Origin of the sequence: Streptomyces griseochromogenes (assembly GCF_001542625.1) — a bacterium.
GTDB lineage: Bacteria > Actinomycetota > Actinomycetes > Streptomycetales > Streptomycetaceae > Streptomyces > Streptomyces griseochromogenes.
Genome location: NZ_CP016279.1, coordinates 8,844,116 through 8,863,417 on the forward strand (window position 1 = coordinate 8,844,116; position 19,302 = coordinate 8,863,417).

General features: G+C 72.7%; 20 protein-coding genes, 1 other RNA gene and 1 pseudogene. 5 read left to right on the forward strand and 17 right to left on the reverse strand.

The window, feature by feature from the left end; translation table 11 throughout:
- Position 1 precedes the first annotated feature (1 nt).
- The 5 genes from AVL59_RS38400 to AVL59_RS38420 form a co-directional block, all read right to left on the reverse strand.
- Positions 2–739 (reverse strand): bifunctional DNA primase/polymerase, encoded by a 738-nt coding sequence (locus AVL59_RS38400; RefSeq protein ID WP_067313844.1) that lies wholly within the window; start codon positions 737–739, stop codon positions 2–4.
- Between the two features lie 313 nt (positions 740–1,052).
- Entirely contained in the window at positions 1,053–1,667 is a 615-nt protein-coding gene (locus AVL59_RS38405; RefSeq protein ID WP_067313845.1) for a TetR/AcrR family transcriptional regulator, read from the reverse strand.
- 20 nt (positions 1,668–1,687) lie between these two features.
- Positions 1,688–2,698, reverse strand: coding sequence for a small ribosomal subunit Rsm22 family protein (locus AVL59_RS38410; protein ID WP_067313847.1), 1,011 nt, complete (start codon positions 2,696–2,698; stop codon positions 1,688–1,690).
- A 46-nt stretch (positions 2,699–2,744) separates the two neighbouring features.
- Positions 2,745–3,902, reverse strand: a complete 1,158-nt coding sequence (locus AVL59_RS38415; RefSeq protein WP_208870644.1) for a serine hydrolase domain-containing protein — start codon at positions 3,900–3,902, stop codon at positions 2,745–2,747.
- On the reverse strand, positions 3,872–5,203 hold the full coding sequence (locus AVL59_RS38420) for a multidrug effflux MFS transporter (protein WP_067313848.1): 1,332 nt from the start codon (positions 5,201–5,203) through the stop codon (positions 3,872–3,874). Before AVL59_RS38420 ends, AVL59_RS38415 begins: the two co-directional genes overlap by 31 nt.
- A gap of 188 nt (positions 5,204–5,391) precedes the next feature.
- Here AVL59_RS38420 and AVL59_RS38425 point away from each other — a divergent pair, with 188 nt between their 5' ends.
- Positions 5,392–6,150: an SDR family oxidoreductase gene (locus tag AVL59_RS38425; protein WP_067313850.1), complete on the forward strand. Its 759-nt coding sequence runs from the start codon at positions 5,392–5,394 to the stop codon at positions 6,148–6,150.
- A gap of 310 nt (positions 6,151–6,460) precedes the next feature.
- On the opposite strand, the gene AVL59_RS38430 is transcribed toward AVL59_RS38425, so the two are convergent.
- The 3 genes from AVL59_RS38430 to AVL59_RS38440 all read right to left on the reverse strand — a co-directional run bounded on the left by AVL59_RS38430 (position 6,461) and on the right by AVL59_RS38440 (position 9,399).
- Positions 6,461–7,699 carry a D-alanyl-D-alanine carboxypeptidase family protein gene (locus AVL59_RS38430; protein ID WP_208870519.1) on the reverse strand — a complete coding sequence of 413 codons (1,239 nt, stop codon included), beginning with the start codon at positions 7,697–7,699 and terminating at the stop codon, positions 6,461–6,463.
- A 239-nt stretch (positions 7,700–7,938) separates the two neighbouring features.
- Positions 7,939–8,970, reverse strand: coding sequence for an aldo/keto reductase (locus AVL59_RS38435; protein ID WP_079147489.1), 1,032 nt, complete (start codon positions 8,968–8,970; stop codon positions 7,939–7,941).
- A gap of 102 nt (positions 8,971–9,072) precedes the next feature.
- The gene (locus AVL59_RS38440) at positions 9,073–9,399 is read right to left on the reverse strand and encodes a nuclear transport factor 2-like protein (protein ID WP_067313855.1); all 327 of its coding nucleotides are present in this window, start codon (positions 9,397–9,399) and stop codon (positions 9,073–9,075) included.
- Between the two features lie 128 nt (positions 9,400–9,527).
- On the opposite strand from AVL59_RS38440, the gene AVL59_RS38445 reads away from it, so the two are divergent.
- Both AVL59_RS38445 and AVL59_RS38450 read left to right on the forward strand, forming a co-directional pair.
- Positions 9,528–10,073, forward strand: a complete 546-nt coding sequence (locus AVL59_RS38445; RefSeq protein ID WP_067313856.1) for a DoxX family membrane protein — start codon at positions 9,528–9,530, stop codon at positions 10,071–10,073.
- 29 nt (positions 10,074–10,102) lie between these two features.
- The gene (locus tag AVL59_RS38450) at positions 10,103–10,441 is read left to right on the forward strand and encodes a MazG-like family protein (RefSeq protein ID WP_067313858.1); all 339 of its coding nucleotides are present in this window, start codon (positions 10,103–10,105) and stop codon (positions 10,439–10,441) included.
- A 33-nt stretch (positions 10,442–10,474) separates the two neighbouring features.
- Here AVL59_RS38450 and AVL59_RS38455 read toward each other — a convergent pair whose 3' ends face one another.
- Positions 10,475–11,176 (reverse strand): hypothetical protein, encoded by a 702-nt coding sequence (locus AVL59_RS38455; protein ID WP_079147199.1) that lies wholly within the window; start codon positions 11,174–11,176, stop codon positions 10,475–10,477.
- Positions 11,177–11,213: 37 nt separating this feature from the next.
- On the opposite strand from AVL59_RS38455, the gene AVL59_RS38460 reads away from it, so the two are divergent.
- Positions 11,214–11,723: a CGNR zinc finger domain-containing protein gene (locus tag AVL59_RS38460; RefSeq protein ID WP_067313860.1), complete on the forward strand. Its 510-nt coding sequence runs from the start codon at positions 11,214–11,216 to the stop codon at positions 11,721–11,723.
- A 160-nt stretch (positions 11,724–11,883) separates the two neighbouring features.
- Here the strand turns inward: AVL59_RS38460 and AVL59_RS38465 are convergent, their stop codons facing one another.
- From AVL59_RS38465 to AVL59_RS55265, 5 genes are all read right to left on the reverse strand, one after another.
- Positions 11,884–12,300 carry a lasso peptide biosynthesis B2 protein gene (locus tag AVL59_RS38465; protein ID WP_067313861.1) on the reverse strand — a complete coding sequence of 139 codons (417 nt, stop codon included), beginning with the start codon at positions 12,298–12,300 and terminating at the stop codon, positions 11,884–11,886.
- A complete protein-coding gene (locus AVL59_RS38470; RefSeq protein WP_067313863.1) occupies positions 12,297–12,566 on the reverse strand; it encodes a lasso peptide biosynthesis PqqD family chaperone in 270 nt (89 codons plus the stop codon). The genes AVL59_RS38465 and AVL59_RS38470 overlap by 4 nt, the downstream gene beginning before the upstream one ends.
- A gap of 18 nt (positions 12,567–12,584) precedes the next feature.
- Complete coding sequence (locus AVL59_RS38475) at positions 12,585–14,384, reverse strand: asparagine synthase-related protein (RefSeq protein WP_067313865.1); 1,800 nt, start codon at positions 14,382–14,384, stop codon at positions 12,585–12,587.
- A 27-nt stretch (positions 14,385–14,411) separates the two neighbouring features.
- Positions 14,412–14,558, reverse strand: a complete 147-nt coding sequence (locus AVL59_RS52820; RefSeq protein ID WP_159400188.1) for a lasso RiPP family leader peptide-containing protein — start codon at positions 14,556–14,558, stop codon at positions 14,412–14,414.
- Between the two features lie 334 nt (positions 14,559–14,892).
- Positions 14,893–15,297, reverse strand: a complete 405-nt coding sequence (locus AVL59_RS55265) for a BBE domain-containing protein (protein ID WP_099053194.1) — start codon at positions 15,295–15,297, stop codon at positions 14,893–14,895.
- 72 nt (positions 15,298–15,369) lie between these two features.
- Here AVL59_RS55265 and AVL59_RS38480 point away from each other — a divergent pair, with 72 nt between their 5' ends.
- The gene (locus AVL59_RS38480) at positions 15,370–16,854 is read left to right on the forward strand and encodes an alpha/beta hydrolase (RefSeq protein WP_067313867.1); all 1,485 of its coding nucleotides are present in this window, start codon (positions 15,370–15,372) and stop codon (positions 16,852–16,854) included.
- Between the two features lie 286 nt (positions 16,855–17,140).
- On the opposite strand, the gene rnpB is transcribed toward AVL59_RS38480, so the two are convergent.
- The 3 genes and pseudogenes from rnpB to AVL59_RS38500 form a co-directional block, all read right to left on the reverse strand.
- Positions 17,141–17,545: RNase P RNA component class A (gene rnpB / locus AVL59_RS38485), an RNA gene on the reverse strand.
- A gap of 118 nt (positions 17,546–17,663) precedes the next feature.
- Positions 17,664–18,449: pseudogene (locus tag AVL59_RS56780) on the reverse strand (DMT family transporter); the annotation flags it as partial.
- Positions 18,450–18,474: 25 nt separating this feature from the next.
- Positions 18,475–19,293 carry an AraC family transcriptional regulator gene (locus AVL59_RS38500; RefSeq protein WP_067313872.1) on the reverse strand — a complete coding sequence of 273 codons (819 nt, stop codon included), beginning with the start codon at positions 19,291–19,293 and terminating at the stop codon, positions 18,475–18,477.
- Between the last annotated feature and the right edge of the window lie 9 nt (positions 19,294–19,302).

Sequence of the window (19,302 nt, forward strand, 5' to 3'; positions counted from 1 at the left end):
TCTAGTGCCGCGGGGGCCAGGCGGTGCCCGCGTGCTCGGCCTCGGAGCCGACGTGGCGGGCGCAGGCGTCCGTGAGCATCTCGAGCAGGCTCAGCGGGTCGGGCAGCGCATGCTCCGGGCCGCGTACCCAGCGCACCTGCTGGCCGTCGTCGCCGGGCAGCCGGGCGGGCGGTACGAGGACGTAGGAGCCGCGGCAGTGCCAGCGCAGCCCCGGGTGCTCGTCCATGGTCTCGGGGCGGCAGTCCAGCTCGCAGGGCCACCACTCGTCCTCGTCCTCGGGGGTGCCCCGGGTGAGGGTGAAGAACAGCATGCGGCCGTCGTCGCTCTCGGCGACCGGGCCGACCTCCACACCGCTGTCGAGTAGCCGCTCCAGCGCCTCCCGGCCGGCCTCCACGGGCACGTCCAGGACGTCGTGCACCATGCCGGTCGCGGTGATGAAGTTCGCCTCCGGCTGGTGCCGGGCCCAGCGCTCGATCTGCCCTCGGTCGGTCGTGGACTGCGTCTGCCAGGCGAACGACACCGGGTGCCGGGCCGGGGTGGGACAGCCCACGCGGTCGCAGGAGCAGCGGTAGCCGGGGGCGGGGTGTGCGGCGGGCGCGAGCGGCAGTCCCGCCGCGGCGGCGGCGAGCAGCAGGGCCTCACGGCCCCCGTCGTCGGCGGTTTCCTTCGGGCGGCGTCCGAGCAGCCACTGGGAGAGTTTGCCCCGCCGGCCCGACCGGCCGCCGAACGTCGCGCTCATCTATCGCCTCCGTCGCCGTGGTCGCCTCGCTGTGGTGCGGACAGCATGCCTCATCGTCCCATCTTCCTGCCTCCCGGGGGCCCACACCCCGGACCTGGAGAAACCGGACGAGACGCGACTCACACAAGCGCCGGAGGGGAAGCGGCACGCACGACCGGGGGCGCGGGGCCCATTGCCGCTCGGCCGCGGCGGGCAGCCGGGCGAGGTGCGAAAGCGGACGAGACCGGTAGCCGGGCGAGGTGGGAAGGCTGCCCGGCGCGGGTCCCGCCGCCGGAGGCAGGGAGCTCAGCGAGTCGGGTGGGTGGGCGAAGGATCAGCGGGGTGCCAGACCGTGCAGGGCGTAGTCGATCAGCGTGTCCGTGTAGGCGTGCGAGATCGGGGCCGTGCGCTGGAGCCAGCGTTGGGCGAGGGGGGAGACGAAGAGTTCCAGGGCGATGCGCGGGTCGATGCCGGGGCGTACCGCTCCGCTGTCCTGGGCCGAGCGCAGCCTGTCGACGTACAGCTGGAGCTGGGGTTCGAGCAGCTTGGCGACGAACTCGCGGCCCAGTTGCTCGTTGACCACGCCCTCGGCGGTCAGCGCGCGGGCAGGTACGTCGAAACGGGGATCGAGGAGTTCGTCCACCGTGGCCCGCAGCACCGCCTTGAGGTCGGCGGCGAGGTCACCGGTGTCCGGGATCGCGTACGGCTCCTGCCCCGCCTCCCGGGCCGTCTGCTCGCCGAGGTCCAGGAACGCCTCCAGCAGCACGTCCGCCTTCGACCCCCACCACCGGTAGATCGTCTGCTTGCCGACCCCGGCCCGGGCGGCGATCCCCTCGACGGTGGTCTTCGGGTATCCGACCTCGCCGACCAGGGCGAGGGCCGCGGCGTAGATCGCCCGGCGGGACTTCTCGCTGCGGCGGGTGGCGTCGGGGGCAGGCTTCTTGACCATGGGTCGAAGCTAACAAGCCCCTATGACACCGGGTCCCCGGACTCCGCGGTACCCGGCGGCCACGCGTCCCCCCAGTCGGCGTCCCGGGCCGCCTTGTACAGGTCTCCGTGCCGCTTGGTGACCGTCGTACGGCGCAGCCGCTCGTCCGCCTCGCACAGGTCGAGCAGCACCTGGCCCTTGCGGATCTGCGGCCGCCGCACCACCCGCGCGGGGGCCGGTTCGGCCGGCAGCCGGGTCGCGGCGACGTAGCTGAACTTCTCGTCCTCGTACGCCAGGGACCCGCCCTTGACCTGGCGGTGCAGGGAGGAGCGGCTGACCCGGGCCGAGAAGTGGCACCAGTCCGTGCCGGGGACGATGGGGCAGGCGGCGCTGTGCGGGCAGGGGGCGGCGACCCGGAATCCGGCCCGGATCAGGCGGTCGCGGGCCTCGATGACACGGTCGTAGCCCGCGGGCGTGCCGGCCTCCACGATCACGACGCTCTGCGCGGCGGCCGCGGCCGCGTCGACGAGGGCGGCGCGGTCGGCCTCGGCGAGTTCGTTCAGGACGTACGACACGGTGACGAGGTCGGTGCTGTCCAGGGTGAGCGCCGCTCCGATGCGGGCGCGCTGCCAGCGGGCGTCCCGCAGCGCCGGGTTGGCCGCCGCGATCTCCCGGCCGAGGGCGAGCGCGGGCTCGGCCCAGTCCAGCACGGTCACCGGCCGCGTGCCCTCCCAGGTCGCGGTCACCGCCCAGGTCGCCGCGCCCGTGCCGCCGCCGACGTCCACGTGGCTGCCGGGTGTCCACCCGGGCACGGCGTCCGCGAACGCCTCCAGCGCCGAGCGGACCGCCTCGAAGGTGGCCGGCATCCGGTAGGCGGCGTAGGCGGCCACGTCGGCGCGGTCGCGCAGGATCGGGGCGTCGGTCGGGGTGGCCCCGCGGTAGTTGGCGATCAGCCGTTCCACGGCTCCGGCGGCGGACTTCGGCGGGAGTCCGTCCAGCAGCGCGGCCAGGGATGCGCGCAGGGTGTCGGCCGGGTCGGCGGGAGCGTTCACCCGGTGATTCTCTCAGGTGCCCGGCAGGGTCCGGGCCGCACGCGGCTCAGGCACCGCGTACCGCTCGCGCCAGCCGCGTGGCCGCGGCCGCCCGCGGTCCGCTGTCCGGGGGCCGTCTGCGCGGGTGGACGGTGTTGGCCAGCAGGATCAGGAACGTGTCCGTCGCCGGGTCCAGGACCAGGGAGGTTCCGGTGAAGCCGGTGTGGCCGGCCGCGCCCCTGCCCGCCAGCTCGCCCATGAACCACGGCTGGTCCAGGGCGAACCCGAGGCCCGGCGGGGTGAACAGGAGTTCCACGAAGTCGGGGCCGAGGATGCGCGCGGGGCCGTACGAGCCGCCCGCGAGCAGGGCCCGGCAGAAGACCGCGAGGTCACGGGCGGTGGAGAACAGGCCCGCGTGGCCCGCCACCCCGCCGAGCGCCCAGGCGTTCTCGTCGTGGACGACGCCCCGCAGCATCCCACGGTCCGCCTTGGCCCAGGGCCGCCGCTGGTCCTCGGTGGCGGCCGCGCCGGGGCAGGGCCCGTAGACGGTGGCCGTCATCCCGAGCGGACGGGTGATGCCGTCCTCGATCAGGACGTCGAGGCTGCGGCCGGTGATCCGCTCCAGGACGAACTGGAGCAGGAGCATGTTCAGGTCCGAGTAGAGGTACCGGCCGGGATCGAACGTGGGGGCCTCGGCACGGAGCAGGGCGAGGCGGGCCCGGTCGTCGGGGCAGTCGTACAGCGGGAGTTCGGGGCGCAGCCCGGAGGTGTGGGTGAGCAGCTGCCGCACGGTGATGTCGTGGTGGGCGGCCGCGGTGAACTCGGGCAGATAGGCACCGACCCGGGCGTCCATGCCGAGGGTGCCGCGCTCGATCTGCTGCACGGCGGCGACGGACGTGAACAGCTTGGTGAGGGAGGCCAGGTCGAAGGGGGTGTCGACGGTGGCCGGGACCCGGGCGGCGGGCGGCAGTTCGACACCGGTGCCGGTCTCGGGGTCGTAGGAGGCGTAGCGCACCGCCCAGCCCGCGGCCTCGGCCACGGCGATCACGGGGCCGCGGCCGGCCAGCACGACGGCACCGGCCGCCCAGGGGTGGGCTCCGGTGGTCAGGGCGTGCACCTCGCCGGCCAGGTGCCCGAGTTCGGTGGGGTCGAGCCCGGCTCGTTCGGGTGTGCCGACGCGCAGTCTCGGTGCGCTCAGTTCTGGTCTCCCTCCGACCCCGCACATGTGTTCCAGGGACGGCACATTCCCATGAAACAGGCCGCCGCGACCAGCGCTCCCGCCAGTTGGACGAGCGCCATGGGCACGGCCGTGCGCTCTCCGGCGACCCCGACGAGCGGGGAGGCCACCGCTCCGACGAGGAAGGAGGAGGCGCCGAGCAGTGCGGAGGCGGAGCCGGCGGCGTGCCGGGTGCGCAGCAGGGCGAGGGACTGGGCGTTGGGCAGGGTCAGGCCCATCGCGGACATGAGGACGAACAGGGCGGCGGCGACCGGGGCCAGGCCGACCTCGCCGAAGGCGCCCGCGGTCATCAGCAGCAGGGCGGTCGTGGCGAGCACGATCAGCGCGAGGCCGGTGGCGAGCACCTTGTCCAGGCTGACCCGGCCCACCAGCACCTTGCCGTTGACCTGCCCGGCGATCATCAGTCCGACGGAGTTGAGGCCGAAGAGCAGGCTGAAGGTCTGCGGGGAGGCCCCGTAGATCTCCTGGATCACGAACGGCGAGGCGCTTATGTAGGCGAACAGCGCGGCGAAGGCGAACCCGCCGGTGAGCATGTAGCCCGTGAACGGCAGGTCGGCGAGCAGGCCGCGCATCGCGCGCAGGGCCTCCCCCACTCCCCCGCCGATGGGGGTCACCCCGCTCGGGCGAAGCCGGGAGTGGGGGCGTTCGGCGGGCGGCAGCGTCTCGGGCAGCCGCAGCCAGACGAGGGCGGCGAGCGCGGCCCCGACCACGGTGAGGACGACGAACACGCCCCGCCAGTCCGTCACCCTCAGGATCTGCCCGCCGATCAGCGGTGCCACGATCGGCGCGAGCCCGGAGATCAGCATCAGGGTGGAGAAGAAGCGGGCCATGGCGACGCCGTCGTAGAGGTCGCGTACGACGGCCCGTGCGATGACGATGCCGGCCGCGCCCGAAAGGCCCTGCGCCAGCCGGAAGGCCACCAGGGTCTCGACGTTCGGCGCCACCGCGCACAGGGCGGTGGCGAGGAGGTAGACGGCGAGGCCGGACAGCAGCGGGCGGCGGCGTCCCCAGCGGTCGCTCATCGGGCCGACGACCAGCTGCCCGAGCGCCATGCCGGCCAGGCAGGCGGTGAGGGTGAGCTGGACGGTGGCGGCGGGGGCGTGCAGGGAGCGGGTGACCTCCGGCAGGGACGGGAGGTACATGTCCATCGCCAGCGGGGGCGTGGCGGTGAGTCCGCCGAGAACGAGGGTGACGAGCGGGCCGGTGCGGCGGGTGGCGGGGGCCGACGGCTGCGCGGTGGTGGGCTCGTGTCCCCTCTCCGGCGTCGGCGCCGCCGCGTGCTCGGCCATGTGTCCCTCCCTCTGCGAAACAGTCGGCACCCATGTTCTCAGTTCGCACACACTGCCGAGACGCACATGAACGCGGGCGGGACGCGACGGGGACGGAGCGTGCGCGGTCCGGATCCGGAGGGGCACGGGTAGCCGTATGGCGGACACTCGATTCCGTATGGCGGACTTCCCGCCTACGCTGCGGAGCCATGACTGACAGGCAATCGAAGATCGCTGTGGTGACCGGCGCCGGTTCCGGCATCGGCCGGGCCGTCGCCGTCGAGCTGCTGCGCGCCGGCTGGTCGGTGGCGCTGGCAGGCCGGCGCATGGAGACGCTGGAGAAGACGGTGGCACTGGTGCCCGGTGCGCCCTCGCTCGCCGTGCGCACCGACGTCTCCCGGCCCGAGGACGTGGAGGCGCTGTTCGCGGCGGCCGCGGAGCTGTTCGGGCGTATCGACCTGCTGTTCAACAACGCGGGGACGTTCGGCCCCGGCGGGGTGCCCGTCGAGGACCTGCCGTACGACGCCTGGCGGCACGTGGTGGACACCAACCTCAACGGGGCGTTCCTGTGCGCACAGGCGGCCTACCGGCGGATGAAGGAGCAGGACCCGCAGGGCGGCCGGATCATCAACAACGGTTCCATCTCGGCGCACACGCCCCGCCCCCTCTCGGTCGCCTACACCGCGACCAAGCACGCCCTGACCGGCCTCACCAAGTCGCTGTCCCTCGACGGGCGGCCGTACCGCATCGCGGTCGGCCAGATCGACATCGGCAACGCGGCCACCGACATGACGGCCCGGATGGAGGCGGGGGCGCTCCAGGCGAACGGGGAAGTCGTCCCGGAGCCGGTGATGGACGTGGCCGACGTGGCGCGCACCGTGCGACACATGGCCGAGCTGCCGCTGGAGGCGAACGTGCAGTTCGCGACGGTGCTGGCGACGGCGATGCCCTACATCGGGCGGGGCTGAGCCCGACGCCTCAAGTTACACAAGCGGAATTTGAACATCCGCAGTATTGCGGCCGCTCTGGCGCCTATGCTCAACTTTCCTCCACCAGAGCTTCACACTTGGAGCATGGGGGTTCCGTAGCCATACCGAGGGGGGAGACGGCAGCCGTTCCACCGGACCGGAAGTTGGGGGTGGACCTCGCGTGGGACCGCGGGGTACGCACCGGTGGGTGGAACGGCTGCCGCGCAAACCTCCGGCGGCTCGCGGGCATCGTGCCCCTGCCCTGTCGGTTGCGCCGCGGAGCCGGTGCGTCCCCACTCCGCCCGGCGGCTCAGCGGCGGTGTCGGCCGCCGGACTCGGCCTTCGGCTCCGTCTCCGTCTCGGCCTCGATCCCCTTGTCCGGGTCCGGCTTCGCCGCCTCCGCCGCACGCGCCGTCCTGACCTTGCGCCGCAGCGCCCACGCGCCCGCTCCCAGCAGGGCCGCCGTCCCCGCGGCGCCCTCCAGCAGCCGCAGTGCCGAGGGACCCTTGGACGCCGAACCGGAGGCACCGGCCGCGCCCGCGGCCCCCGACTTCCGCGACGCGTGGCCCGCCCTCGCCCCGCCCTCGCTGATCGGTTCGACCAGCGCGCCCACCGGCTGCGCGGAACTCCCGCGCCCGAAGCCCCAGTCGAGCAGCGCGGCGGTCTGCTCGTAGACGGCGTTGCTGCCGGTGGCCGGATGCATCACGGTGACCAGCAGGGTCCGGCCGCCCCGGGTGGCCGCGCCGGTGAAGGTGTTGCCGGCATGGCTGGTGTAGCCGTTCTTCACCCCGATGAGGCCCTGGTACGTCGTCAGGCCCCACGCCCCGGTCAGCAGACGGTCGGTGTTCTGGATCTGGAAGGTCTTCTTGCCGCCGGCCGGGAAGTTCGCGGTGCGCGTGCCGCAGTAGCCGCGGAAGTCGGTGTCCTTCAGACCGTGCCGGGCGAACAGCGTGAGGTCGTACGCCGAGGAGATCTGCCCGTTGTGGTCGAAGCCGTCGGGGCTGACCACATGGGTGTCCAGGGCCTGCAGATCCTCGGCCCTGGCCTGCATCTCGGCGACCGTCTTCGCGACGCCGCCGTTCATGTGCGCGAGCACGTGCACCGCGTCGTTGCCGGAGCGCAGGAACACGCCCTGCCACAGCTGCTCGACGGTGTAGGTGAGGCCGGGCTTGATGCCGACGAGGCTGGAACCGGCCGGGACGTCGGCGAGGTCGGCGTCGGTGACCTTGTACCGCTCGGTGCGGTCGAACTTCTTCAGCACGGTGTCCGCGAACAGCATCTTCAGCGTGGACGCGGGCGCCAGGCGCTGGTGCGCGTTGTACGAGGCGAGCACCTGACCGCTCTCGCAGTCGGCGACGAGCCAGGAGCGGGCGGTGAGGATCTTGGGCAGTCCGGTGGCACCACTCACCTGGATCCCGTCGCGAGCCAGTCGCTCACCGCCGATGACGGTGGCATCGGCCGCCGAGGCGGGAGCTGCCGCGGACAGGGGGAGGGCGGCGGCCGTCAGTCCGAGGACGGCACGCCGGCTGGGCCGGGAACAATCGCGCACTCCGGGACCGTACACCGCGCCCAGCAGCGGTTTCCGGGTAGGACCCTCCGTGGCCCAGGAATTTGCTGTCTTATGAAAATCCTTTCATACGCCCCGCTTTCTCAGCTCTGGCACATCTTTTACCCAGTGCGCCTCAAAGGTTCCTCGCCGGCTTGTGGCCGTGCCACAGCGGACGCCGAGAATTTCGAGTGCCAAGTCGCTCTACGGCCTGACGTCGTCGTACGAAGTCCTGGGACCGCTCAACGCCCGAGCAGGCGGTCGATCTCGGCCGACTGCGCCGCGGTGAGCGGCCCCTTGGCGATCGCGCCCGCGTTCTGCTCGGCCTGTGCGACGGAGCGGAACCCGGGGATCGGAATGGTGCGCCGGCTGCGCGCCCACAGCCAGGACAGGGCCCCCTGCGCGAGCGTACGGCCGTCGCTGGTCAGCACCTCCCGCAGCGCGTCGACCCGGGCGAGCCACGCGGGATCGGCCCCGGACCCGTCCCCGAACCCCTGCAGCCACGCGGGCGGCCTGCTCCGGATGTCCCCGGCCTCCATCGCTCCGCCACGCTTCCCGGTCAGCAACCCCATGGCGAGCGGGCTGCGGTTGATGCTGGCGAGCTCCGACTCCTCACACAGTGCCAGCATTTCGGGCGCGTCCTGCAACACGTTGAGCGTGTGCTGTACGGCGGCGCAGTGCTTGCCTTCGGCGAAGACGGCTGCGCGGGCGGGGTCGTCCGTGCTCCAGGCGTAGGCACGGATGAGCCCCTTCTCGACGAACTCCTCGCACAGCTCGCGGAGTTGAGCCGCCCGCTCCGGCTCAGCGTCGGAGAGGTGCAGTTGGTAGAGGTCGACGTAGTCGGTGCCGAGGCGACGCAGGGACGCGGTCAGGGCACGGCGGGCGTAGGCCGGGGAGTCGTCGGCGCCGATGTGGGTGCGGGTCGGCTCGTCGAAGACGTTGCCCCACTTGGTGGCGACGACGACATCGGCGCGGCGCTTGCCGAGGGCTCGGCCCAGGACGCGTTCGCTGTGGCCGGCGCCATAGGTGTCGGCGGTGTCGAAGAAGGTGACACCGAGATCGAGGGCACGGTGGATCGCCCGTACGGACTCCTCGTCGTCGACCCTGCCCCAGCCGAGGGGCTGCCCGTCGGCGGACTGCCACTCGCCGCCGATGGCCCAGCATCCGAACCCGAGGGCACTCACTTCGATCCCTCCCCCGCTCTCGGCTTCGCCCGAGCGGGGGGACCCCCATCGCCCCAGAGTCCTGGTCGTGGTCTTCACGCCTGCGTCCATGCCCGTGTCCATGCCTACGTCCATGCCTACGTCCATGCCTGTGGACACTAGGAGTTGAAGCGCACGCGAGGACAAGCCCTCGGGCGGTGCGTCGTTCCGGGCCTACGCCTGCCCGGTCTCGAAGCGGGAGATGTGGCCGTCGGGTGTGATGGTGAAGCGCCAGGCGGTGCGCATCTCGCCCCAGGTGTCGTTGCGGTACTGGGCGACGAGCGCACGGCCGCCGTCGGACTCGGTGTCGACGTCCATGTGGCCGTTGGAGGTGAAGATCTCCCGGTCGATCCAGTCGTCGAGGTCACGGTCCGAGCCGTCGTCCGACATGGTCGCGTCGGGCGTCAGCAGGTCGAGGAACGCGTCGCGGTCGTGCGCGTTCACGGCGGCGACGAAGGCACGGACGGCCGGGTCGCTGAGCTTGGAGGTCTGAATCGCCATGCCAGCCAGACTCACACCGCTCCCCTGGCCCCGCCACCCGAACGCCGTCCAGGACGGGCCCGCCCGCGTACGGGATGCGACGGTGGAAACCCGGGAGGGGACCTCGTACCTGCTGATGGGGAGCCACCGTGACCTGTTACGACCGACGTGATCTGGGCCTGTTGCTGCTCCGGCTGGGGACGGGCGGGGTGCTGGCCGCGCACGGCGCGCAGAAGCTGTTCGGCTGGTTCGGCGGGCACGGCCTGGAGGGAACCGGTCAGTTCATGGAGTCCGTCGGCTATGTGCCCGGCAGGGCCAGTGCGACGGCGGCGGGCCTCGCGGAGACGGGCGGCGGCACTCTGCTGGCGCTCGGTCTGGCGACCCCGGCGGCGGGAGCGGCGGCGGCCGGCGCGATGACCGGGGCGGCGGCGGTCCACAAGCCGAACGGCTTCTTCGCCCAGGAGGGTGGTTACGAGTATGCGGCGACCCTGGGCCTGGCCGCGGCCGGCCTCGCCGTCGCGGGACCCGGCCGCCTCTCCCTCGACCACGCGCTCGGCCATGTGTTTGATCGCGGCTGGATGGTCCCGGTGGCTCTGGGGGTGACGGCGGTGGCCACGGCGGTCGTGGTGGGCGCGCGGAACGCCCGGATGCGGCAGAAGGTGGAGGGGGAGCAGGAGGTGTTGTTCGAGGATTAGACCGTCCGAGGCATGGCAGGCTGCGGGACATGGGCGATCAGAACACCTCCGCGGGCCTCTGGACGACGATCGACGAACTCTGGAGCCGCCTGGAGGAGACCCGCAGGCACGCCGGGCAGGAGGGCGTGCTGCTGCGCGTCCTCAAACTCTCCGAGGAGGTCGGGGAGGTCGCCGAGGCGGTGATCGGGGCGACCGGCCAGAACCCGCGCAAGGGGGTCAGCCACACGTGGGAGGACGTCCAGAGCGAACTGAGCGATGTGGTGATCACGGCGCTGGTGGCACTGCGCACGCTGACACCGGACGCACAGGAGGTGTTCGAGCGCCATCTGAGGAGGGTCCGGGACCGGCCGCTCGGTCCTTCGGCCTGAGCCGGGCCGCCCTGCCGGGCCGTGCGACCGGCCTCAGAGGGCGCGCAGCAGCCAGGTCAGTTCCAGCTCACGCGCGGTCAGCGCGGCTGCCTCGCGGAGCTGGTCGGCCTCGGCTCCGGGAGGCAGTTCGCCGGCGAGGGTGAGGGCCGCGGCCGCCGTCTGCGGACGGGCTCCGAGGGCTGCCCGCAGGTGGTAGGACCTGCGCAGCCTGGTGATGCCCTCTTCCCGGTCCCGCTCCAGGAGGCGGGCGCCGATGTGGCGGGCGCCGTACGACTCCAGCAGCGTGTCGCCCTGCTTCCGGGCCTGCTCCATGGCCTGCTGGTAGGCGGTTCCCGCCGTGCCGGGATCCCCGTCGACGTTGTCGGCGAGCACCCCGAGCCAGAACACGGCCCAACCGGACAGCCGTGCGTCGGCCGTGGCGGCGGTGAAGTCCTCGCGGGCCCGTCGCAGGTCGTCGGCGCGGGGGTCCAGGCCGAACAGCAGCCGCGTGTAGCGCACCTGTGCGCGGAGGAATCCGGCGAGCACCGGGTCGGACGGCACCAGCGCGCCGACCGCCTCCTCGGCCGCGGCCTCACCGTCCAGCCGCCACCAGTGGCGGTCCACCAGGATCTCGGCCCGCTCCGCGAGCGCGTCCGCCGACAGCAGGGCGAGCGCCTCGTCCCAGCGGCCCGCGCGGTGCAGCATGCGCGCGACCGTGGTTCCACTGCCCGGCGTGTAGGTGGCATCAGTCATCATGGTGCCTACTCTTCAGGCGTGGAATGTAGGTGGTCAAGTGCATTACGTCGACTACATCGGGAATCTGACCCGACTCGCGGTCGAAATCGTCAACGGCGACGGCCCCGGCGAGCTGCGCCGGGAGATGTTCCGCCAGCACCGGATCCCGGAGCCGGACGCCGGGCGGCTCGCCGCCTTCCTGCCCCTGCTGCGCGATGCGGTGCGGGCCGCCGCCGAGGGCGGACCGACCGGCCCCGTCAACGCCCTGCTGGAACAGCACCCACCGCTGATCCGGGTCGACGACCACGACGGCGAGGGCTCACCGCATCTGCACTTCGCCCCGAACGGCGAGGACGCCGTGGTCTGGCTCGGCCGCAGTTGCGGCGCCGCACTCGCGCACGTCGTCTGCGGCGACCCGGCCGTGACGATCGGCCGCTGCCATGCCGCCGCCTGCGCACGCTTCTACGTCGACGACTCCCGCAACCGCACCCGGCGCTTCTGCTCCAACGCCTGCGCCAGCCGGACCACCGTCGCCGCCCACCGCGCCCGCCGCAAAGCCGCCGGCTGACCCGCAGGCAGAGCCGCAGGCCGAGCCACCGGCTGGCCCGCAGGCCGACCCGCAGGCCGAGCCGTGGACGGCCAGGATCCGGCCGCGGCCGCTCACCCGCGATTCGCTCGCCTCACCGGATCGCGTTCGCGCGGCATCCGGCGCGGATCACCCGCCGCGCCTACCGACCGGCGGCGACGGTCAGAAGGGGGCGGTAGTGACCGGGGGGATGCGGTTCCCCGATGGGCACTCCGCCGACTTCGACCCAGGCGTGGGCCGAGAAGGGATTGGTGCGGACGCCGGTGCACCAGGTGGGCCAGGTGCCGCGCGCCCGGCACAGGAGAGCGGTGGCCACCGAGCGCTGCAGACACGCCTGTCCCGCGCAGCGCAGGCTGACCGCGACCACGGCAGCGCGAGCCGCCCCGGCCTGTTCCGCGGTGGCCGGGGCGGCGCCGCGGCGGGCGAACTCCAGCACGGCGCGCAGCCGGGCCGGCGTGAGCCCGCTGAGGATCCGGGCGACGGCCACGGCCAGCAGGGGAAGCACGCGGCGGTGCGGGGGAAGCCGGTCACGGCGGGCCAGCGCGGCCGGGATGCTCATCGGCTCTCCCGCAGCAGGTCGGCCGAGCGCAGCGAAGCCAGCAGCGCGGCGACGTCGTCGCGGGCGCGCGTTTCGGGCAGGGCGTGCTGGGAGGCCAGGGCCGAAGCCGCCTGCTCGGGAGTGTCCCCGCCGGTGAGGCGGCGCAGGACCGACAGGCCTGTGGCGTTCAACTGCCAGTACCGGCCGGTGCGTTCGTGGAGGAGTACGGCTCCGTCGTCCGTCTCGGCGAGGGACACGTGCGGCATGAGGGCGAAGGTGTGGCTCATGTGCGGTGGTGCCGCCTTTCAGGATCGGGCTCGGGCCAGGTGGCGAGCGGCGCGGAACCAGGTTTCGCAGCCGAGGAGTTGCTCGACCGCGAAGTTCCGGCTCAGGTCGGCCTGCGGGGTGAGCAACTGCGTTCGGACCGCGTCCGCGGAGATCAGGCCCGCTCGGGCGAGTTCCGAGTCCGCGAAGAGTTCGAGGAGTGCGTCCCGGCTGCGGCTGAGCCCCGTGCGCAGGTCCTCGTCGAAGGCGCCCTTGGTGGTTCTGGTGCGGACGCGTTCGGGCAGGACGTCCCGCATCGCCTCGGCCAGCAACGGCTTGTACTCCCAGGGGGTGCACCGCTCGTGCAGGCGTACGGCCAGGGCGGCCTCCACGACCCGGTCGTCGAGGTAGGGCAGGTGCAGCCGGATCCCCGCCCGGCCGAAGAGACGGGCGGTCTGCCGGTACGCCGGTGCCGTCGCCCGCAGGGCCACCAGGAACTGGTGCTGGCCGCGATCGGCGGCCAAGGGGCGGGCGAGGCGGGCGGCCTGCCGCAGCTGCGATCGGGCCGCGTCGACCGCGGCGTCCGTCACCCAGGCGGGAGCGCGCAGCGGCAGCAGCCCCCAGCCGAGGGGCGGGTGCCGCCGGGCCGCGGCGGGGCCGGTGAGGGAATCGGCCTGCTCGCGCCACCAGTCCGCCACGGAATCCGTGCGCGCGAGCTCCGTGAGCGCCGCGCGCCGGGGCCAGCGGTGCAGGGCCTGGTAGCCGCGCAGATGACGTACCGCGAGCAAGGGGCGGCGGCGCAGCAGCCGGTGCAGATAGCCGGGGAGCCTGCCGAACAGCTCGTCCGCGCCGTGCCCGGCCAGGTGCGCTCGCGAGCCGCGTTCGGCCAGGAGGCCGGCCGTGTGTCTCATACGGGCCAGGGTCCGGGTGAAGAGATACGGCTGTTCGGTGTCGGCGAGGTCCGCGGGACGCGCGAACAGGGCGGGCAGTTCCTCCTGCCGCACGACCGTGTGCGAGGCGTGCTCCAGCAGGTCCGCCGAGTGTGCGGCGAAGGCCGCGTCGTCGTTGCCCGGGTCCGCCTCGGCCCAGCGGAAGGTGAGCAGCCCGGGTCTGCCGCGCGCGCCGAGGAAGCACAGGGCGGTGGAGTCCATGCCGCCGGACAGGTCCGAGCTGAGCGGCACCTCGTGCGACGTACGGGATCGCACGGCCTCCTCCAGTGCGGCGCGTACGGCCGACGCGCCCTGATCGAGCGGGAGTTCCGGCTCAGGAGGTGACCACCAGGGGAGTACTTCCGCGCGGCCGCCGGCCATGACCAGACGGTGGCCGTCGGGGACCGTGGAGACCCCGGACCACACGGCGGCGGTTCCGAGCGGAGCGGGCAGCAGGCCGACGGTCGCGAGCCGCGCGGCCAGCAGGCCTTCGTCCACGCCCGCGCCGGTCAGCCGCGCCAGGACGTCGGGGCGGTCCGAGGCGACCGGCCGCCCGTCGATCCGGGCGTGGAAGACCTGGCGCAGACCGGTGACGGTGCCGCACACGCCGACGCCCTCCGGGGCGGCGACGATCACATGACAGCTGCCGGACAGCTGCCGGGCCAGCGTGTCCGCGTCGGACAGCGCACGCACGCGTCCGGCCAGCCGGGTGAGCGACACGGTGGTGACCGGGCAGTGCCCGATCACCACCACGCGCACCGAGCCCGCCCGGGCCAGTACGACTTCGTCCGCGTCCCACCGGCCCACGATCCAGGGCTTGCCCGACGGGTGGGCGATGACCTGCGGTGACTCGAAGAGCCACGTGGGGTCGGTGGTGCAATCGTCGGACAGGACGACGAACCCGGTGCTCATGTCACTCCGTCCGAGCCGGCCGCTTCCTCAGAAGCCCTGCCTGGCGAGGAAGTCGCTGTGGTCGTGGCCGAAGCCGAGGGTGTCCTCCGAGAACTCCCCGACGGCCGTCAGCGCGGGCGGCTCATAACCCTGCCGAACCGCCGGCTCCTCGCGGTGCTGCTCCTGGATCTCCATGGTTCTCCTTCCATACGGTCTTTTTGGACTGCGGGCAGGAAGAAAGCTGCGGGCAGGAAGAAACACATGGAATGCCGAAGCCGGAATTCGGCGAGAAGCTGCTTCACCGCGCATGCGTACACCGCAAGGCCGCCACTTGGGAGACAGGCCTGATTGCGCTGGTCCCCCACATCCCCGTTCAAAACCGGAGTGCCGAATTCCCGCGCACTCCCCACCCGTTTTTCTTCGATCAAGAGAGTCGCACCCTCGAAGATCCCCGCACAACAGTACGAGCCTCAGATGACCGAAAAGGCGCCCCCCAAAGCTTCTTCACACACTGCCCGACGAGCGGAAATCACCCGGACCGGGCGGTGGTTGGCCGAAAGAGAGCGCCGCTGTCCGGGCGGAACCGGGCCCCTCGACCGTCCGCCGGCGAATTCTCCCCCGGAAGACGGACGGATTGCGCGTGCCGGAAGACATTCCACGGATCCCAGTGCGCCTTGACCCGCTGCAGCCGCTCGTAGCGTACATATCCCGGTAGAAGTCGCGGATCCAGGCCAGGCGTGGCGATTCCGGGGTCGATCAGGGCGTCCCGGCAGTCGAAGGCCCCGTCGTGATCGGCGTCCTCTCCCGAGGTCCGATACGGACCGACGGCGCCCGCGCACGCTCTCACGCGCCGGGGGCGCCCGCCGCCCGGCGGGCCGTCGCTCGGCGAGATCCGCTGCAGAGCGCCCCTCGCCGCAGTACAACTCCTGGCCACCGCACAACCCTTCGCCCCTCCGCCTCATCTTGCCTTCCGGCAGCAGCCGAACTGACCTGAAAGCAGGATCACTTGCCCAGTACGCCCTCTCCCCTCGTCCGGCGCGGTACGGCCGTAGCCGCCGCTTTCGGGCTGGTCACCCTGGCCGGGCTTCAGGCGGCCGATGCGGCACCGGCCGCCGGCACCGGGCCCGCGGCCCTCCACTGGTCCACCTGTCCCGCGGGCTCCGAGGCGCCCCGCGGCACGTACTGCTCCACCCTCGAGGTCCCCCTCGACTACGCCAAGCCCGACGGCCGGCAGATCAAGCTCACGCTCTCGGTGGCCGGCGATGTGAACGCCCCGCACACCCTCGTGGTCAACCCCGGCGGGCCGGGCGAACCGGGTATCGGAACGGCGAAGCTGGTGTGGAGCTCGCTGCCCCAGGACGTCAGCGCGAAGTACAACGTGGTCAGCTTCGATCCGCGCGGCGTCGGTGCCAGCACCCCGGTCTCCTGTGGGGACACCAAGAAGCTGATCAAGCATCCGGCCGCGCCGTACACGCCCGGGAGCGCCGCGCAGGAGGAGGCGCGGCGCACCGTGGCCCGCAAGGTCGCCGAGCAGTGCGCGGCGAACGCCAAGGACCTGCTGCCGTACATCACCACGGAGAACGCGGCCCGCGACATGGACCGGATCCGTACCGCGTTGCACCGCGGCAAGCTGGACTATCTCGGGTATTCGTACGGGACGAGGCTCGGCGCCACGTACGCGACGCTGTTCCCGTCCCGCACCGGGCGCATGATCCTGGACAGCGTCGTCGATCCGACCGTCACCACCTACGCCTCGCAGTACGAGCAGGATCCGGCGCTCCAGCACCGGGCCGGCCAGTTCTTCGCCTGGGCGGCCAAGAAGGACGGCACCTATCACCTGGGCACCACCGCGGCGAAGGTGTCGGCCACGTGGGACGCCGTCCGCAAGAAGCTGGACGCCCACCCCGCCGGAGGCAGGGCGGGCAGCGCCGAGCTCGACGATCTGCTCGCCTCCTCCATGTACACCGATCTGTTCTGGAGCGACGCGGCCCAGGCCGTCTCGGACTACCGGCGCGGGGACGCGAGCACGCTGCTCGGCGCGACCGACCAGCTCGGCCCCGGCGCCGTGAGCCCGGCCCAGCTCGCCTACAACTGCGTGGACGACGCGTGGCCCCGGGACTGGGCGACCTGGCACAAGGACACGACGGCGGCCGCCCAAAAGGCCCCGCTGTTCGCCTGGCTGAACAGCTGGTACAGCGCGCCGTGCGCTTTCTGGAAGGCGCCGACGGCCCGGCCCGTGAAGATCGGCTCGGTGAAGGTGCCGCCGGTCCTGCTGCTCCAGTCGAAGGACGACCCGGCGACGCCGGTCGAGGGGGCGCGGCGCATGCACCAGGCGCTGTCCGGTTCCCGGCTCGTCGTCGCGGGCGGCGGCAACCACGGCCAGTACCTGTTCGACGGCAACACCTGCATGGACCGCCACGGCAGCCGCTACCTGCTCACCGGCCGACTCCCGGCCACCGACAGCACCTGCCCGGCGACTCCGGCGCCTTGAGAGGTGGCGGACGAGTCGAACGGTACGCCGGGCACATCGCATCGGACGCACGCGTCTGACCTGCTCTTCTGCGAGCCCAATCGACGGTGACCTGCCGGGCCGGGTCGCAGAGGCGATCTGGTCCCGAGCCAGGTACGCGAAGGCCTCCAGGACGGTCGTCCCGGAGGCCTGACCGGTACCGACTCCGGTCAGCCGCCGGGTCCCGACGATCCGGACGGAGCTGTCCGGCGGTCTCGTGGACAGGACCCCGGACGATACGGCGGGGCGGGCACATGGCCTGAGCCGGCAGACGAGTCGGGCTGTACGCCGGGTTCTGTTCCGAGGGGTCCTCGCGGGCCCCTCGGCGACGGCCATCCATCTAGGGCCGACGTTGCCGCCGACCTCGTGCGGTCTACCCGCGGACTCGGGCGGGCAGCCCTCGAACGTCCGCGCAGAGCGCTTTTCACGGCGCTCCTCTTGACCTTGCTCCGGGTGGGGTTTACCTAGCTGCCCAGGTCACCCTGGGCACTGGTGGTCTCTTACACCACCGTTTCACCCTTACCCGGCGCCTGAGCGCCGGGCGGTTTGCTTTCTGTGGCACTGTCCCGCGGGTCACCCCGGGTGGCCGTTAGCCACCACCCTGCCCTGTGGAGCCCGGACGTTCCTCGGGAAGCCCCCTAAGGGGACTCCACGCGGCCGTCCGCCCGGCTCGTCTGCCGTGTCGACCATGGTACCGGGCGGGTGGACCGGCGCGGACCGGAGGCGGCCGTCGCCAGGACCGAGCCCGTCAGGATGAGGGCGAAAGAGGCCAGCACGGACATGCTCAGCGGCTCGTTCAGGAGCAGCGCGCCAGCCGCCACGGCCACCGCCGGGTTGACGTATGTGATCACCGTCGCCCGTGTCGGGCCCGCCTCCTTGATCAGCTCCAGGAAGGCCACGAAGGCGACCGCCGTGCAGATCACGCCCAGGCCGGCCAGGGCCGCCAGGACGGACGGGGAAGGGAGGGAGGACGGGCGGGTCAGAGCCGCCGCGGGGGCGTAGACCAGGGCCGCCAGGGTCAGGCAGGCCGCCGTCAGATGGAGGGACGGGACCTCCTTCAGGCGGCGTGCGGCTATCAGGGGCGCCGTCGCGTAGCCCAGGACCGTCAGCAGCACCTCGGCCAGGGAGCGGGCGTCGCCGCCGGTCAGGTGCGGGAGGGTCAGGACCGTCACGCCCGCCAGGCCCAGCATCAGGCCCGTGACGCGGCGGGCTCCCAGGTGTTCCGCGTCCGGCGAGACGAAGAAGCGGGAGACGACCACTCCGACTATCGGCACGCCCGCTATCAGCAGACCCGCCGTCGAGCTGGACAGGTGCCGTTCGGCGTCGGTGAGGGTGAACCAGGGCCCCATGATCTCCAGGACCGCGAAGGCCAGCACGGGGCGCCAGTGGGCGCGGACGGTCCGGGCGAGGCCGCCCTGGCGCAGGGCGAAGGGGAGCAGGAGGACCGCGCCGAGCGCACAGCGCGTGAACACCACCACCGGCGGCGACACCGCGTCCACCGCCACCTTGATCATCAGATAGGGGATGCCCCAGACCACTCCCATCAGGGAGAAGAGAAACCAGCCGCGTGCAGTCATACGGCGAGTTTCGGCCGCCTTCTCCTCAGCTGTCTTGAACGCTGTTGCGGTAGGCCGCCGGGGTCACCCCGAGCACCCGCCGGAACCAGCGCGTCAGGTGCGCCTGGTCGGCGAAGCCCACCAGCCCCGCCACCTCGGCGGGGCGCAGGCCGGCTTCCAGGAGTCCGCGCGCCTTGCTCACCCGGTGCTGGGCGAGCCAGGCGTACGGCGGTATCCCCATCGTCGTGCGGAAGGCCCGTAGCAGCTGGTAGCGGGAGAGGCCCAGGTCGGCCGCGAGCAGGGCGAGGGAGGGCGGGGCGGTGAGTTCGTCGGCGAGGCGGTCCCGTACGACGTGCGCGATGTGATCCCCGCCCGGGACCGGGTCGGTCGGCACGCGTGCCGTGGAGTGGCGGCAGGCCAGGGCCGTCAGCAGCCAGGGGAGGCGGGACTCGGTCTCCAGCGGGTCGGGGCAGGCGCTGAGTTCGGTGTGGGTCACGCGCAGCGTGGTGGCCAGTTCGGGGTCGTCCAGGAGGGGTTCGCGAAAGTGCGGGAGGCCGCCGAGGGTGCCGTCGGCCAGCAGGGACGGCTCGGCGTACAGGGCGCGGTAGGCGTAGCCGTCGGTGGTGGTGCCGGGTCCGCCGGTGTGCATCTCGCCGGGTTCGAGGACGACGATCGTGCCGGGGCCGGTGCGGATGTGGCCGCCCCGGTAGTCGATGACCTCGGAGCCGCCCACGCAGACGCCGATGGTGTACTCGTCGTGGGCGTGCGGGGCATAGACGTGGCGGCGGAAGCTCGCGGTCAGAAGGTCGAGCGGAGGGCCGCAGCGGCCCAGCCGCGCCCGCGTCCACAGCGCCTCTTCCGCCATCGCACACCC

Bases quoted from the DNA above. Each gene is read 5' to 3' on its own strand.
- AVL59_RS38465 (WP_067313861.1), bottom strand. From the start codon at position 12,300: ATGAGCATCCCGGCCGCGCTGGCCCGCCGTGACCGGCTTCCCCCGCAC.
- AVL59_RS38450 (WP_067313858.1), top strand. From the start codon at position 10,103: ATGGGCGATCAGAACACCTCCGCGGGCCTCTGGACGACGATCGACGAA.
- AVL59_RS38470 (WP_067313863.1), bottom strand. From the start codon at position 12,566: ATGAGCCACACCTTCGCCCTCATGCCGCACGTGTCCCTCGCCGAGACG.
- AVL59_RS38500 (WP_067313872.1), bottom strand. From the start codon at position 19,293: ATGGCGGAAGAGGCGCTGTGGACGCGGGCGCGGCTGGGCCGCTGCGGC.
- AVL59_RS38435 (WP_079147489.1), bottom strand. From the start codon at position 8,970: ATGGACGCAGGCGTGAAGACCACGACCAGGACTCTGGGGCGATGGGGG.
- AVL59_RS38425 (WP_067313850.1), top strand. From the start codon at position 5,392: ATGACTGACAGGCAATCGAAGATCGCTGTGGTGACCGGCGCCGGTTCC.
- AVL59_RS38415 (WP_208870644.1), bottom strand. From the start codon at position 3,902: ATGTGCGGGGTCGGAGGGAGACCAGAACTGAGCGCACCGAGACTGCGC.
- AVL59_RS52820 (WP_159400188.1), bottom strand. From the start codon at position 14,558: ATGGAGATCCAGGAGCAGCACCGCGAGGAGCCGGCGGTTCGGCAGGGT.
- AVL59_RS38400 (WP_067313844.1), bottom strand. From the start codon at position 739: ATGAGCGCGACGTTCGGCGGCCGGTCGGGCCGGCGGGGCAAACTCTCC.
- AVL59_RS38420 (WP_067313848.1), bottom strand. From the start codon at position 5,203: ATGGCCGAGCACGCGGCGGCGCCGACGCCGGAGAGGGGACACGAGCCC.
- AVL59_RS38405 (WP_067313845.1), bottom strand. From the start codon at position 1,667: ATGGTCAAGAAGCCTGCCCCCGACGCCACCCGCCGCAGCGAGAAGTCC.
- AVL59_RS38455 (WP_079147199.1), bottom strand. From the start codon at position 11,176: ATGATGACTGATGCCACCTACACGCCGGGCAGTGGAACCACGGTCGCG.
- AVL59_RS38440 (WP_067313855.1), bottom strand. From the start codon at position 9,399: ATGGCGATTCAGACCTCCAAGCTCAGCGACCCGGCCGTCCGTGCCTTC.
- AVL59_RS38475 (WP_067313865.1), bottom strand. From the start codon at position 14,384: ATGAGCACCGGGTTCGTCGTCCTGTCCGACGATTGCACCACCGACCCC.